Source organism: Actinomadura sp. CNU-125 (genome assembly GCF_001942465.1).
GTDB lineage: Bacteria > Actinomycetota > Actinomycetes > Streptosporangiales > Streptosporangiaceae > Spirillospora.
Window position 1 is genome coordinate 1 of record NZ_MKJY01000583.1, and the last position, 14,132, is coordinate 14,132.

Here is a 14,132-nt window from a genome sequence, read left to right on the forward strand (position 1 = left end):
CGCTGGCCGCCGCGGCCGCGATGGCCGGCACCCCCGGCGGCTGGGCGCCCCGGTGGCGAATCGGCCCGGGGCGCTCGCCTCCGGCGTGCACGGCGCCCCCGTCGCGCCGGGTCCGGCCGCCGCGCCCGGCGGCGATCTGTCGGCCGCATGTGGCCAGATCACCGTCTACACGCTCCTGGACGGACGCGAGGACGTGTTCGACCGGCTCGCCGCCGACCTCGTGCAGGCGGCCCGCGCGGCCGAGCCCGACACCGTGGTCTGCGCCGTCCACGAGGTGGTCGGCAGTTCCACGCAGCGGATCCTGTACCAGCTGTTCCGCAACGACGCCGCGTTCAACGCGCACCAGCGGCAGCCGCACCTGAAGCGTTTCCTGGCGGAGTCGCGGACGCACGTGCTGGCCACGAACGTGATCGAGCTGAAGCTCGTGGCGCACAAGGTCCCGGCGGCGGCCCCCGCCATCGCCCCCGGCCGGCCCCGGAGGTGACGGTGGACGCACCGACCGGCCCGTCCGGCCCGTCCGGCGCCTCCGGCGACGTCGTCGTGACGCTGCTCGGCAAGCCCGGCTGCCACCTCTGCGACGACGCTCGCGCGATCATCGAACGGGTCGCGGGCGAACTGGACGTGCGCGTGGAAGAACGCGACATCACCGCGTCCGAAGAGGACACCCGGCTCTACTGGGAGCAGATTCCGGTCACGCTGATCAACGGCGTCCAGCACGACTTCTGGCGGGTCGACGAGAACCGTCTCCGAAACGCGATCACCGAACTGCGCGAGCGCCGCTGAAGCCGCCGCCCGGCGCGGCTCCCGTACGCTTCGCGCCCCCGCGCGCCCGCCCGTGCCGCGGGCGCTCGCGGCCGTCCGGGGAATGTCGTCGGTCACACCCCCTCGTCATGTAAGTGGTTACTGACGTACTCTGAAAGCTCGGAAAAGCCGCAGATGGCAGGCTTTTCGTGTGAGAGCCGGAAAAACGGTCACAGCTGCGATCCGGGGGGTGACTTTGTGCGCGTATTCACAAAGGCTTAACCTGGTTGACAGCCCTGGGGCGGTCACACCCGTCGCACGGACCGGGTCGTCGGATCCGGCCGCGAGCCGGGGTCAGGGGGTCCCGCCCCGTCCCCAGCGTCGAGCCCCGAAGAGCAGGCCGTGACACCTCGACAGAACCGCGACCGCGCCGAGCGCGGCATCCCCGAAGCCACCGTGGCGCGCCTGCCGGTCTACCTGCGGGCGCTGACCGGACTGCAGGAGCGCGGCGTGGCGACCGTCTCGTCCGAGGAACTCGCGGCCGCCGCCGGGGTGAACTCGGCGAAGCTGCGCAAGGACCTGTCGCACCTCGGCTCCTACGGGACGCGCGGGGTCGGCTACGAGGTCGAGTACCTGGTCTACCAGATCTCCCGTGAGCTGGGCCTCACCCAGGACTGGGTGGTCGCCATCATCGGGGTCGGTAACCTGGGCCGGGCACTGGCCGGCTACGGCGGCTTCGCGTCCCGCGGCTTCCGCGTGGCGGGGCTGCTGGACGCGGACGAGTCCATCGTCGGCCAGGAGATCTCCGGTATGACCGTGGCGCACATCGACCGGCTGGAGGACGTCATCGCCGGGCACGGTGTGTCCATCGCCGTGATCGCGACCCCCGCGGCCGCCGCCCAGGGAGTGTGCGACCGCGTCGTCGCCGCGGGCGCACCAGCGTCCTCAACTTCGCGCCGGTCGTGCTGAACGTGCCCGGTGAGGTCGACGTGCGCAAGGTCGATCTGTCGATAGAGCTGCAGATCCTCGCCTTCCACGAGCAGCGCAAGGCGGGCGGGCCGGACGGTCTCGGCCCGCTGGACGCCGACGGGACACCGCCCGGTACGACGCAGTACGTCGAGGCGGTGGAGGCTTGACGGGAACGATCGTGGAAACGGGACGAACGGGCGGACGCCGGTTGTTGAACGTCCGGAGGGACATTCGGCATGGCGTGCCGCAAGGGGGGCGCGGCTCCGTCGGGAGCGGTGCGGAGCGAGTAGGGCGAACAGCGGAGTTCACATGAGTGTGTTGGTGGTGGGGCTGAGTCACCGGAGCGCCCCCGTGGCGATGCTCGAACGGGCGGCGGTGACCGGGGACGACCTGGCCAAGCTGCTGCACGCGGTGCACGAGTCCGGATACGTCGCGGAGACGGCGATCGTCTCGACCTGCAACCGGGTCGAGGTGTACGCGGTCGTGGACAAGTTCCACGGCGGCGTCTCCGCCATCTCCGAGCTGATGTCCCTGCACTCCGGCGTCCCGCTGGAGGACCTGTCCCGGCACCTGTACGTCCACTACGAGGAGCGGGCCGTCCAGCACGCGTTCGCGGTGGCGTGCGGGCTGGAGTCCATGGTCGTCGGCGAGGGGCAGATCCTCGGGCAGCTGCGCCAGGCGTTCCGGCTCGCGCAGGACGAGGAGACGATAGGGCGCGACCTGCACGACGTCCTGCAGCAGGCGCTGCGCGTCGGCAAGCGCGCCCACCACGAGACCGGCATCGACCAGGCGGGCGCGTCGCTCGTCAGCGTCGGCCTCGACGTCGCCGCCCGGCACCTCGGCCCGCTCGACGGGGTCCGCGCGCTGGTCGTCGGCGCCGGGTCGATGAGCTCGCTGGCCGCCGCCACGCTGAGCCGCGCCGCGCCTCGCGAGGTCGTGATCGCCAACCGGACGCGCGCGAACGCCGTCCGGCTCGCCGCGTCGCTGGACGTGCGGCCCGCGCCGTCGACCTCGCCGACCTCGACACCGCGCTCGCCGCCGCCGACCTCATCGTGTCGTGCACCGGCGCGACCGGCATCGTGCTGACCGCCGGGCGGCTCGCCGCCGCCGGGGCGGGCGCCGACGGCCGCGACCGGTTCCTGCTCGACCTCGCCCTCCCGCACGACATCGACCGCGCCGTCCGCGACCTGCCGGGCGTCGAGCTCGCCGGGCTGGACGACCTGAGCACCGCGCAGGAGGCCGCGCGCGCCGTCGGCCCGCAGGCCGTCGAGGCCGTCCGCCGGATCGTCCGCGACGAGGTCGCCGCCTACCTGTCGGCCGCCCGCGCCGCCGCCGTCGCGCCGACCGTCGTCGCGCTGCGCGCCAAAGCCGCGGGCGTCGTCGACGCCGAACTGGCGCGGCTCACCGGACGTCTCCCCGAGCTGGACGAACGCGACCGCAAAGAGATCGCGCAGACCGTGCGGCGCGTCGTCGACAAGCTGCTGCACGCGCCGACCGTCCGGGTCAAGGAGCTGGCCGCCGCGCCCGGCGGCGACTCCTACGCCGACGCGCTGCGCGAGCTGTTCGACCTGGACCCGAAGGCGCCCGAGGCCGTCGCGCGCGCCGACATCCGGGACGCGGGCGCCGCCGCCGGAGGAGAGCATCGGGGCGCCGTCCGTCCCGGCCGCCGGGAGCGGTGCCGCGCCCTGGGGCGCGTCCCCGCGTACGGTGGAGGAGGGGAGCGGGGCCGCGACGCCGAGCGCGCGCGCCCGCGACGACGGCGGCGGAATGCGCCGAGGCCGACTGTGTCAGCACCACCACCGTGCAGAACGTGAACGCGCAGGCCGCGAGCGTCCGCGCGGTGAGCGCCGGCGACGCGGCGCCCGGTGACCGGAACGAAACGTGAGCGGAGCGAGGCAGTGACCAACGCAGGGACGGGAGCGGGCCGCCCGCTGCGGCTCGGCACCCGTAAGAGCCTGATGGCGATGACGCAGTCGCAGGGCGTCGCCGACGCATTGACGCGGCGTACGGGGCATGCGGTGGAGCTCGTCGGGGTAACCACGCAGGGTGATGTCTCCAAGGCGCTGCTCGCCCAGATCGGGGGCACCGGGGTCTTCGTCAACGAACTCCGCGACAGGCTGCTGTCCGGCGAGGTGGACTTCGCGGTGCACTCGCTGAAGGACCTGCCCACCACCGAGACGCCCGGGATCGTGCTCGCCGCGACGCCCGCCCGCGACGACCCCCGCGACGCCCTGTGCGGGCCCGCGAAGCTCGCCGACCTGCCGCGCGCGCCCGCGTCGGCACCGGGACGCCGCGCCGCGGTCGCGCAGCTGCGCGCGCTGCGTCCCGACCTTGAGGTCGTCCCGATCCGGGGGAACGCGCCGACGCGGCTCGGCAAGGTGACCGACGGCGAGCTGGACGCGGTCGTCCTCGCGCACGCCGGGCTGCGCCGCATCGGACGGCTCGACTCCGTCGCCGAGGTGTTCGACCCCGACCAGATGCTGCCCGCCCCCGGGCAGGGGTCGCTCGCGCTCGAATGCCGCGCCGACCGCACCGACCTGATCGAGCTGCTCGGCGTGCTCGACGACCCGATGACCAGGGCGTCCGTCACCGCCGAACGCACGGTGCTGGCGGTGCTCGAAGGCGGCTGTTCCGCTCCTGTGGGAACATACGCTGCCGAAGTTGAAGAAACGCTGCATCTGACCGCGACCGTCGCCGCCTTCGACGGGACCCGGCAGATTCGGATGTCCGCAAGCGGCCACCCGGACACGGCCGAACGGCTCGGACGCGACCTCGCGGACCGGCTGCTCGCCCAGGGGGCCGACCAGTTGATGGGGGAGCGAGATTGAGCCCCGCTAGCCAGAGCCCCGCCCGCCCGAGCACGGCCCGGGCGGGCACGGCGGACGCGCGGCGCGCGCCGCGGCCCGTCCCGGCGCCGCCGTCGTCCCGGCCTCGCGCCGGACGACCGACCCGGGCACCGTCGCCATCGTCGGGATGGGCCCCGGCGATCCGGGGCTGCTGACCCTGCGCGCCGCCGCCGAACTCGAGAACGCCGACACCGTCGTCGTGAGCCGGGAGCACTGTCCCGCCGAGGTGCTCGCGCACTGCCGTCCCGACGTCGAGATCGTCGACACCGCCGAGGGCGACCCGGTCAAGCTCGCCGCGCGCGCCGCGAAGGCCGGGCGCCGCGTCGTCCGGCTGTTCCAGGGCGACCCGGGCCTCGGCTGCGGCCTCGCCGCCGAGGGCGGCGCGCTCGCCAAGGCCGGGGTGCCGTTCGAGGTCGTCCCGGGAGTGTCCGCCGTGACGGGCGTCCCGGGGTACGCGGGGATCCCGCTGACCGACCCCGACCACCGCGAGGTCCGCGTCGTCGACGCGTCCGGCGGCGGCGTCGACTGGACGGCCTACACCGACCCGGCCGCGACCCTGGGTGATCCTCGCGCCGAGACCGCCGTCGCCGAGACCTGCAAGGGCCTGGTCGCCGCGGGCCGCTCCGACCGCACCCCCGCGGCGATGACGAGCCTCGGCACGACCACCGAGCAGGAGACCGTCGTGTCGACCCTGCACAAGCTCGCGTCCGAGGCCAAGGGCATGGAAGCCCCCGCGATGATCATCGTCGGGGACGTCGTGAAGTACCGCGACAAGCTGTCCTGGTTCGAGACGAAGCCGCTGTTCGGCTGGCGCGTCCTCGTGCCGCGCACGAAGGAGCAGGCCGCGTCCCTGTCGGACCAGCTCCGCGGGTACGGGGCCGTCCCCGACGAGGTCCCGACGATCTCCGTCGAGCCGCCGCGCACCCCCCAGCAGATGGACCGGGCCGTCAAGGGCCTCGTCACCGGACGGTACGAGTGGGTCGTCTTCACCTCGACCAACGCGGTCAAGGCGATCCGGGAGAAGTTCACCGACTACGGACTGGACGCCCGCGCGTTCGCCGGCCTGAAGGTCGCGGCCGTCGGGGAGCAGACCGCCGCCGCGCTCGTCGAGTTCGGCGTCGTCCCGGACCTGACGCCCGAGGGGCAGCAGTCCGGCGAGGGCCTGGCCGAGGTGTGGCCGCCCTACGACGAGGACCTCGACCCCATCAACCGGGTGCTGCTGCCGCGCGCCGACATCGCCACCGACACCCTCATCGCCCGGCTCACCGACCTCGGCTGGGAGTGCGAGGACGTCACCGCCTACCGGACGGTCCGGGCGGCGCCGCCGCCCGCGCCGATCCGCGAGGCGATCAAGGGCGGCGGGTTCGACGCCGTGCTGTTCACCTCGTCGTCGACGGTGAAGAACCTCATCGGGATCGCCGGGAAGCCGCACAACGTCACCGTCATCGCGGTGATCGGCCCGCAGACCGCGAAGACCGCGGAGGAGTACGGATTGCGCGTCGACGTCATGGCGCCCAAACCGTCCGTATCCGCCCTCGCGGAGGCGGTCGCCGAGTACGGTGCCAAGCGGCGCGCGACGCAGATCGAGAACGGCGACCCGCTGCGCAAGCCGTCCCAGATGCGCCGGGGCGCCCGCCGCCGCAAGTAGCGCCAGGAGAGAAGAGCGATGACCGCACAGTTCCCCGTAGCGCGGCCGCGCCGGCTGCGCCGTACCCCGGCGCTGCGCCGGATGGTGGCCGAGACGCGGCTGAGCCCCGCCGAGCTCGTCCTGCCGATGTTCGTCAAGGAGGGCATCGACGCGCCGCAGCCCGTCGCGTCCATGCCGGGCGTGTACCAGCACACCCGCGACAGCCTCCGCAAGGCCGCGCACGAGGCCGCCGAGGCGGGCGTCGGCGGGATCATCCTGTTCGGGATCCCCGCCGTCAAGGACGGCACGGGCTCGGCCGCCGACGACCCGGCGGGCATCGTGCAGCTCGCGCTGCGCGACCTGGCCTCCGACCTCGGCGATTCGACCGTCGTCATGACGGACCTGTGCCTCGACGAGTACACCGACCACGGGCACTGCGGCGTCCTCACCCCGTCGGGCGAGATCGACAACGACGAGACGCTGCGCCGCTACGCGTCCATCGCCGTCGCGCAGGCCGCCGCCGGGGCGGCGGTCCTCGGGCCGAGCGGCATGATGGACGGCCAGGTCGGCGTCATCCGGGAGGCGCTCGACGGCGCGGGCTACCCGGACGTCGCGATCATGGGGTACTCGGTGAAGTACTCCTCCGCCTACTACGGCCCGTTCCGCGACGCCGCCGAGTGCGCGCCGCAGTTCGGCGACCGCTCCACCCACCAGCAGGACCCGGCGAACGCCGACGAGTCGCTCCGCGAGGTGTTCCTCGACCTCGACGAGGGCGCCGACATCGTGATGGTGAAGCCCGCGGGCGCGTACCTCGACATCGTCCGCCGCGTCCGCGACGCCGTCGACGTCCCCGTCGCCGCATACCAGGTCAGCGGCGAGTACGCGATGATCGAGCCGCGGCCGAGAAGGGCTGGCTGGACCGGGAGCGGACGATCATGGAGTCGCTGCTGTCGATCCGCCGTGCGGGCGCCGACATCGTGCTCACCTACTGGGCGACCGAAGTGGCCCGCAGGCTCGGTTCGTAAGCCCCGGAGGACCGTTTCCGGGGGTTGCCGTGCGGCGCCGACGTCCCGCGAGGCATCATCGGTACCAGGAACTCGCGTTTGGGGGGCGGACATGCTGGCGGTCTCGGGGTACAGGCGCAACAGGGCGGCCGGCAAGGCGGCGCGCGAGCGGACGATCACGGCGGCGCTCGGCTACGCGGCGCTCGGCTGGCCCTGCGTACCCGGGGCGCACGCCCCCGCCCGGGGCGACCGCGCCTGCTCCTGCGACCGCGTCGGGTGTCCCGACCCCGCCGCGCATCCCGTCTCCGCCACCTGGGGGCTGCAGGCCAGCGTCGACGCCGACGTCCTGAAACGCTGGTGGGGCGAGCACCCGCAGGCCGGGATCATCCTCCCGACCGGCCGCGTCTTCGACGTCCTCGACATCCCCGCCGACGCCGGGCACCGCGCCCTCGCCCGGATCGACCGCGACTCGCTGCCCGTCGGGCCCGTCGCCGCGGTGGGCGCCGAACGCCTCCTGTTCTTCGTCAGCACGCGCGGCGCGCCCGTCGACGAGGACGAGTGGTGGTCCTGCCACCTCGACTGCTCCCCGGAGGACGTCGCCGAGACGCCCGGGATGCGCTGGCACTGCCGCGACAGCTACGTCGTCGCGCCGCCGACCGTCCTGCCCTACGGCCGCGAGACCGCCTGGCTCCGTCCGCCGCAGACCCCCCTGCCGGACCCGCTGCGGCTGCTGGAAGTGCTCTCCGACGCCGTCGGCTGACAACCTCTCGGTGCCCGCTCAGGGCTCCAGCATCGGCACCAGGAACCGGTTGGCGACGTCGGCGAGCTGCTCGTCGTCGTCGAGGTCGATGACCAGGCTGGGGATCGCCAGGAACGACGCGGACACCCGGACCATCATCTCCGCCACGAGTTCGGAGTCGAGGTCGGCCGAGACGTTGCCCGCGCGCTGCTCGCGGCGGAGCTGGCCGGCCACGAACTGCCGGACGGTCGCGAGGGTCTTGCCGCCGTCGCTGACCATCGACGGGACGAGCAGGTCCGGTTCGGCGACGATCAGGCCGCCGATCAGCGGGTTGCCCTGGATGGCGCGCAGCGAGCTGACGAAGCCGAGCACGACCCGGTCGGCGGCGGTCTCGGCGCGCTGTATGTCGATGAGGAACCGGTCGAAGTAGCGGCGCAGCTCCCGCCGCACCACCTGCTCGACGAGCGCGTCCTTGGTGGCGAACCGCCGGTAGACGGTGATCCGTGAGACCCCGGCGCGCCTGGCCACGTCCTCCATGGTGGACCGCTGGACGCCCATCCGGGCGAACTGCTCGTGGGCCGCGTCGAGGACGCGCGTGCGCGTCTCGTCCGGGTCGTCGACCCGTTCGACGGCGTCGGTGTAGGCGCGTTCCAGCAGCGACTCGGGATCCGGGCCCGCCACCAGGGCGGGCGACTGATCAGAGTCCACGTTTTCCTCCCAAGAGGGCTGATTCTACTTGGATCGGTCGTAATCGCAGCAAATCAGGTCTTGTTTCGGCTTAATCCGTGTGCTGTTATTGGTCTGCCACCGATGATACACAGATGCAAACCATGTATCAGCGTATCAACGGACGCTCACCCCGAGGAGGACGATGGCATGGACGAACTCAGCAGGCGGAAGATGCTGGCGGCGGGCGGGACGCTTGGTGCGCTCGGCGCGCTGAGCATCGCGACGCCCGCGCAGGCGAGAGTATGGACCTGGTCCCCCAAGGGGTCGGTGGCGGGCGCGGGGAAGGGCGCCGACCCCAAGGGCGTATGGGACGAGGTGGCCGACCCGCTCATCGCCGACGTGATCGAGAGCGGTCACGTCGCCGAGGTCAACGAAGAGCTGCGGAAGTGGACCAAGAACGGGCAGGCGCTGTCGAGTAAACTGCCCGCGGAACTGCGCGCTTTCATCGAGCAGGCCCGCCGGCTGCCTTCGTGGACCGATCAGGGCAAGCTGGAGACCGCGGTCAACTTCAACGAGAAGCGCGGGCTCTACCTCGGCGTCACCTACGGCTTCGCCAGCGGGATGATGAGCACGGTCATCCCCCGCGAGGCCCGTGCCGTCTACTACTCCAAGGGCGGCGCGGACATGCGCGACCGCATCACCAAGACTGCCAAGCTCGGGTACGACATCGGCACCGCCAACGCCTACGGCGACGACGGCGAGATGGTCGTGACCTGCGTCAAGACCCGCATGGCGCACGCGGGCGTGCGCCACCTGCTGCCGCAGTCGCCGGCCTGGAACAAGGTCGCCGACGAGGCGATCCCGATCAGCCAGGCGGACATGATGGTCACCTGGCACAGCCTGCCCACGACCGTCATGCAGAACCTGAAGAAGTGGAAGGTGCCGATCCCGGACAACGAGTCCGAGGCGTTCCTGCACTCCTGGCAGCTCTGCGCGCACATGCTCGGCATCAAGGACGAGTACATCCCGAACTCGTGGGCCGAGGCCGACTCGCAGGCCGCGCAGGTCCTGACGCCGATCCTCGCGCCGACGCCCGAGGGCATCAAGCTCGCCGACATGCTCGTCAACCTCGCCGCGTTCATCGACGCGGGCCTGCTCAGCAAGCCGATCCTCTGCGCGCTCACCCGCTACGTGCTCGGTGACGAGATCGCCGGCTGGCTGAAGCTCCCCCGGGAGCCGTTCTGGGACTGGGTGTTCGAGACGGCCTGGGAGCCCTTCGTCCAGGTCCGCGAGGGCCTGCTGTCGCTCGAAGACGCGCCCGGGATCCTGCAGCAGGTCTACTGGGCCTTCGACGAGATCCTGCGGGTGGCCGTGCTGACCGTCCTGTCCGGCGCGGACTTCCCGATCAGCATCGAGATCCCCAACGCCAACAACCCGAACTACCCCGATGGCTCCTGAGCGGTAGCCCCCCCGAAACGGCGGGCCCCGGAATCGCGCCGGATTCCGGGGCCCGCGGCATGTCCTCAGCCGGGCGCCTTCACGGACTTGCGGCCCCAGTCGGCGTACGTGGTCTGCAGGACGGCGTGCTCGGCCTTCGGGTCCCCGGCGCGCAGCCAGAGCGCGGCGGGACGGTTCAGCCGGTCGAGCCTGATCGCGAAGTCGATCGTCGCGGCACCGGTCGTCCGGGTGAGGGACGCGTAGAGCGGGCCGACGCCGGGGACCTGCGCGAGCGGCCCCGCGGGAGCCGCGCCCTTGTAGACGTCGCCGTCCTTGCGCAGCTCCGTGGCCGACCGCAGCAGCGACGTCACCGTCGCCACCGACGTGCCGCGCCGCACCTGCTCGGTCAGCGCGGCGTACGGGTTGTCCGCCGCGAGCGGGCGCCACTTCCGGGAGACCTCGCCGTGGAACCGGTCGCCGACCACGATCGTCTTGCCCGGGTTCTTCGTGTCGCCGGTGCCCCTGACCGTCATCGCGTAGGACGGACGCGCGCCCTGCACCACCGCGAACGTCCCCTTGGCCCGGACGGCGCCCGCACCGTCGCGCGCGAAGTCGAACGCCGCCCCGGGCGCCTGCGCCGTCGCCTGCTCGACCTGCGCGACGAGCCGCGCCGATCCACCCCGCCCTCCGGCAGGACGGGCTGCGGGCTGGTGCTCTGCTGCGCCGGGGTCGGCGGCGCGGCGACCGGATCGGTCTCGCCGCCGCCGGTCAGCGTCCGCACCGCGAAGGCCGCGCCGACGACCACCGCCACCGCGGCGGCGCCCGCGGCGATCCGGCGCGTCCGGGACCCGCCCGCGGGCTGCGCCGCCGTCGTCACGATCGCGTTGCGTCCCGTCCCGCGGGACGGCTTCTTCGGCTCGGGACGCCGCGCCGCCTCCGCCGCCAGCTCCGTCAGCCGGCCGCGGCCCTGCGCCTCCCACGACGGCCCGTACGCGGAGATCGCGGCCTCTTCGAGCACCTCCAGGAAGTCCTCGACGGACGCCGGACGGCCGGCCGGGTCCTTCGCGAGGCCCTTCGCCAGCAGCTCGCGGAGCGGCCCGGGCGCCTCCTCGACGGGGATCGGCGCCTCCCGGTGCAGCCGCGCCATGTTGCGCCCCGCATACGGCGGCCGCCCGGTGAGGCACTCGAAGAACACGGCGGTCGCCGCGTACACGTCCGTCGCGACGGTCGCGGCCGCGCCCTCCCACAGCTCCGGCGCCGCGTACGGCGGGATCGTCTGCGCCTCCGTGCCGGGCGGCGCGAGCCCGAAGTCGCCCACGACGGCGTTGCCCCGGTCGTCCACCAGCACGTCCGACGGACGCACCGTGCCGTGCACCACGTCGTGCTCGTGCGCCGCCGCGAGGCCGAGCAGCGTCCCGCCGAGCGTGGACAGCGCCGCGAGCGGGCCGACCGGCCCCTGCACCGCCAGGACGCGCCGCAGGCTGACGCCCTCGACGTGCTGCATGACGACGGCCGCGCCCCCGGCGTCGGTCACGAAGTCGTAGACGTCGGCGACGTTGGGATCCTCGATCTGCGTGAGCTTGCGAGCGAGCTCGCTGTACCGGGCCATGAACGACTGGTCGTCGACGAGCCGCCGGTCCAGGTACCTGATCGCCACCCGGGTGCCGGTGGTGTCGTCGACCGCGGGCACCACCTTGCCGGATGCTCCGCCGCCCAGTTCCCGTTCGTGCGTGAAGCCCGGGACCGTCCAGCCGTCGACCACGTTGAAAGCCACTCCTCGATACGGCTGATCGCCAGTGAATGGGGAAAGGCGCCGGAACGGGCGCCGATGTCGTACTTGGTGGAATATAGGCCCGCGCCCGGCGAGGTCAAGGCAAGTCGCCGAACTGCAACTGACAGGATGGAACCGTGACTGGAACCGATCGCTCCCAGCAGTTGTTCGAGCGTGCCGGCGGGGTCGTCCCGGGCGGCGTGAACTCGCCGGTCCGGGCCTTCGGCGCCGTCGGCGGCACGCCCCGTTTCATGACGTCCGCACGCGGCCCGTACCTCACCGACGCGGACGGCAACGAGTACGTCGACCTCGTCTGCTCGTGGGGCCCGATGATCCTCGGGCACGCCCACCCCGCCGTGGTGGACGCCGTCCGCGAAGCCGCCGGGCACGGGACGTCCTACGGCGCCCCCACCCCCGGCGAGGTGGAGCTCGCCGAGGAGATCGTCGCGCGCGCGCCGGTGGAGAAGGTCCGGCTGGTGAACTCCGGCACCGAGGCGACGATGTCGGCGATCCGGCTGGCGCGCGGGTTCACGTCCCGTCCGAAGGTCGTGAAGTTCGCGGGCTGCTACCACGGGCACGTCGACTCGCTCCTCGCCGCCGCGGGCTCGGGCGTCGCCACCTTCGGCCTCCCCGACACCCCGGGCGTGACCGGCGCGACGACCGCCGACACGATCGTCCTGCCGTACAACGACGTCGCCGCCGTGGAGCTGGCGTTCGACGAGCACGGCCACGACATCGCGTGCGTGGTCACCGAGGCGGTGCCGTGCAACATGGGCGTCGTCCCCCCGCTCCCGGACTTCAACGCCCTCCTCAAGCGGCTCTGCGAACGCTACGGCGCCCTGCTCGTCGTCGACGAGGTGCTCACCGGCTTCCGTGCGTCCCGTTCGGGCTGGTACGGGCTGGAGGGCGTCGCCGGCGACCTGACGACGTTCGGGAAGGTGATGGGCGGCGGGCTGCCCGCCGCCGCGTTCGGCGGCCGCGCCGACATCATGGACCGCCTAGCCCCCGCCGGTCCCGTCTACCAGGCCGGGACGCTCTCGGGGAACCCCCTCGCCACCGCCGCCGGGCTCGCGACCCTCCGCAACGCGACCGACGCCGTCTACACCGCGATCGACACCGCCGCCGCGACCGTCGCGAAGGCCGCCTCCGAGGCCCTCGCCAAGGAAGGCGTCCCGCACAGCCCGCAGCACGCCGGGAACCTCTTCTCGATCTTCTTCACCGACGAGAAGGTCGGCGACTTCGCCGCCGCCCGGCGGCAGGACTCCAAGGCGTACGCGGCGTTCTTCCACGCGGCCCTGGAACGCGGCGTGTACCTGCCGCCGTCCGCGTTCGAGGTGTGGTTCCTGTCCGCCGCGCACGACGACGAGGCGATCGGCCGCGTCCTCGACGCCCTCCCGTACGCCGCCCGCGCCGCCGCGCGGGCGTCCTAGCCGAGAGCCTTCAGGGCCCGTTCGACGTTCTCCGGCCGGGGCGCGCGCAGCGGCGCACGCACGGCCGGATCGTCGATCACCCCGAGTTCGGCGAGGCACGCCTTCAGGACGCTCGGCGACGGCTCGGCGAACAGGGCGTCGACCAGCGGCAACAGGACCTCGTGCAGCTCGCGGCCGCCCTCGGCCAGCCGCGCGAACGCCTCCGGCGCCAGACAGGCCGACGCCGTGACCCCACCGGACGCCCCCAACCGCATCATCGGGTACAGGTAGGCGTCGTCGCCCGCCAGCACGTCGCCCGCCCCGGCGGCGAGCAGCACGAGCGTGTCGCGGTCGATCGCGCCGGGACAGTGCTTCACCGCGGCGACCCCGTCGACCTCCAGCACCCGTACGAGCGTCTCGCCCGACAGATGCTTCCCCGTCCGGTACGGGACGTTGTAGGCGATGATCGGGACCTGCGCCGCCGCCCCCACCGCCGCGAAGTGCTCGACGACGCCGTCGTCCGACGGCCGCAGGTAGTACGGGACGACGACGAGCAGCGCGTCCGCGAACGCTTCGAGGCTCCGTGCCTCCGCGATCGTCGCCTCGGTCCCCATCGCCCCGGCGCCCACGATCAGCGGCACCCCGTACTCGTCGCACACCGTGCGGCACACCGCGAGCACGGCCGTCCGCTCGTCCGGGGCGAGCAGCGCGGCCTCCCCGGTCGTGCCCAGCGCGACGAGCCCGGCGACGCCGCCGTCCAGGCACCGCGCCGCGAGCCGCTCCAGCGACGCCTCGTCCACCGCACCACCCGAGAACGGCGTCACCAGCGACGCGAACACACCACGGAACACGTCCACCACCTCCACGGCCATGCTGGTCGGCGGGCCCTTTTAGAACAAGCTAGAAGTTCTCTACTCCTC

General features: G+C 73.0%; 11 protein-coding genes and 3 pseudogenes. 10 read left to right on the forward strand and 4 right to left on the reverse strand.

All coding sequences use genetic code 11. From position 1 onward, the window contains the following. The 8 genes and pseudogenes from BJF79_RS56770 to BJF79_RS46245 form a co-directional block, all read left to right on the forward strand. Window positions 1-484, forward strand: a 484-nt coding sequence (locus BJF79_RS56770; protein WP_410050225.1) for a putative quinol monooxygenase, incomplete at its 5' end; no start/stop codon positions are given. 2 nt (window positions 485-486) lie between these two features. Beyond that, window positions 487-783 carry a glutaredoxin family protein gene (locus BJF79_RS46215; RefSeq protein WP_075906988.1) on the forward strand — a complete coding sequence of 99 codons (297 nt, stop codon included), beginning with the start codon at window positions 487-489 and terminating at the stop codon, window positions 781-783. Between the two features lie 360 nt (window positions 784-1,143). Next, window positions 1,144-1,877, forward strand: a pseudogene (locus BJF79_RS46220) (redox-sensing transcriptional repressor Rex). A gap of 142 nt (window positions 1,878-2,019) precedes the next feature. Continuing rightward, window positions 2,020-3,320 (forward strand): annotated as a pseudogene (locus BJF79_RS46225) (glutamyl-tRNA reductase); the annotation flags it as partial. 288 nt (window positions 3,321-3,608) lie between these two features. Then, the gene (gene hemC / locus BJF79_RS46230) at window positions 3,609-4,538 is read left to right on the forward strand and encodes a hydroxymethylbilane synthase (RefSeq protein WP_083734752.1); all 930 of its coding nucleotides are present in this window, start codon (window positions 3,609-3,611) and stop codon (window positions 4,536-4,538) included. Window positions 4,539-4,683: 145 nt separating this feature from the next. Continuing rightward, window positions 4,684-6,204: a uroporphyrinogen-III synthase gene (locus tag BJF79_RS46235; RefSeq protein WP_083734753.1), complete on the forward strand. Its 1,521-nt coding sequence runs from the start codon at window positions 4,684-4,686 to the stop codon at window positions 6,202-6,204. A gap of 18 nt (window positions 6,205-6,222) precedes the next feature. Then, a pseudogene (gene hemB, locus BJF79_RS46240) lies at window positions 6,223-7,208 on the forward strand (porphobilinogen synthase). Between the two features lie 91 nt (window positions 7,209-7,299). Then, window positions 7,300-7,947: a bifunctional DNA primase/polymerase gene (locus BJF79_RS46245; protein WP_075906991.1), complete on the forward strand. Its 648-nt coding sequence runs from the start codon at window positions 7,300-7,302 to the stop codon at window positions 7,945-7,947. Between the two features lie 18 nt (window positions 7,948-7,965). Here BJF79_RS46245 and BJF79_RS46250 read toward each other — a convergent pair whose 3' ends face one another. Next, complete coding sequence (locus BJF79_RS46250) at window positions 7,966-8,634, reverse strand: TetR/AcrR family transcriptional regulator (protein ID WP_075906992.1); 669 nt, start codon at window positions 8,632-8,634, stop codon at window positions 7,966-7,968. A gap of 168 nt (window positions 8,635-8,802) precedes the next feature. On the opposite strand from BJF79_RS46250, the gene BJF79_RS46255 reads away from it, so the two are divergent. Continuing rightward, window positions 8,803-10,053: an oxygenase MpaB family protein gene (locus BJF79_RS46255; protein ID WP_075906993.1), complete on the forward strand. Its 1,251-nt coding sequence runs from the start codon at window positions 8,803-8,805 to the stop codon at window positions 10,051-10,053. Window positions 10,054-10,118: 65 nt separating this feature from the next. Here BJF79_RS46255 and BJF79_RS46260 read toward each other — a convergent pair whose 3' ends face one another. Together BJF79_RS46260 and BJF79_RS46265 are read right to left on the reverse strand one after the other, a co-directional pair. Further along, window positions 10,119-10,595 (reverse strand): hypothetical protein, encoded by a 477-nt coding sequence (locus BJF79_RS46260; protein WP_075906994.1) that lies wholly within the window; start codon window positions 10,593-10,595, stop codon window positions 10,119-10,121. Further along, the gene (locus BJF79_RS46265) at window positions 10,562-11,806 is read right to left on the reverse strand and encodes a serine/threonine-protein kinase (RefSeq protein WP_158079507.1); all 1,245 of its coding nucleotides are present in this window, start codon (window positions 11,804-11,806) and stop codon (window positions 10,562-10,564) included. Before BJF79_RS46265 ends, BJF79_RS46260 begins: the two co-directional genes overlap by 34 nt. 134 nt (window positions 11,807-11,940) lie before the next feature. Here BJF79_RS46265 and hemL point away from each other — a divergent pair, with 134 nt between their 5' ends. Continuing rightward, complete coding sequence (gene hemL, locus BJF79_RS46270; RefSeq protein WP_075906996.1) at window positions 11,941-13,233, forward strand: glutamate-1-semialdehyde 2,1-aminomutase; 1,293 nt, start codon at window positions 11,941-11,943, stop codon at window positions 13,231-13,233. On the opposite strand, the gene BJF79_RS46275 is transcribed toward hemL, so the two are convergent. After that, window positions 13,230-14,084 carry a dihydrodipicolinate synthase family protein gene (locus BJF79_RS46275; protein WP_075906997.1) on the reverse strand — a complete coding sequence of 285 codons (855 nt, stop codon included), beginning with the start codon at window positions 14,082-14,084 and terminating at the stop codon, window positions 13,230-13,232. The two genes, hemL and BJF79_RS46275, sit on opposite strands and share 4 nt — an antisense overlap. Between the last annotated feature and the right edge of the window lie 48 nt (window positions 14,085-14,132).

Coding starts and splice junctions, on each gene's coding strand:
- BJF79_RS46235 (WP_083734753.1), top strand. CDS start 4,684: ATGGGCCCCGGCGATCCGGGGCTGCTGACCCTGCGCGCCGCCGCCGAA.
- BJF79_RS46245 (WP_075906991.1), top strand. CDS start 7,300: ATGCTGGCGGTCTCGGGGTACAGGCGCAACAGGGCGGCCGGCAAGGCG.
- BJF79_RS46255 (WP_075906993.1), top strand. CDS start 8,803: ATGGACGAACTCAGCAGGCGGAAGATGCTGGCGGCGGGCGGGACGCTT.
- BJF79_RS46275 (WP_075906997.1), bottom strand. CDS start 14,084: ATGGCCGTGGAGGTGGTGGACGTGTTCCGTGGTGTGTTCGCGTCGCTG.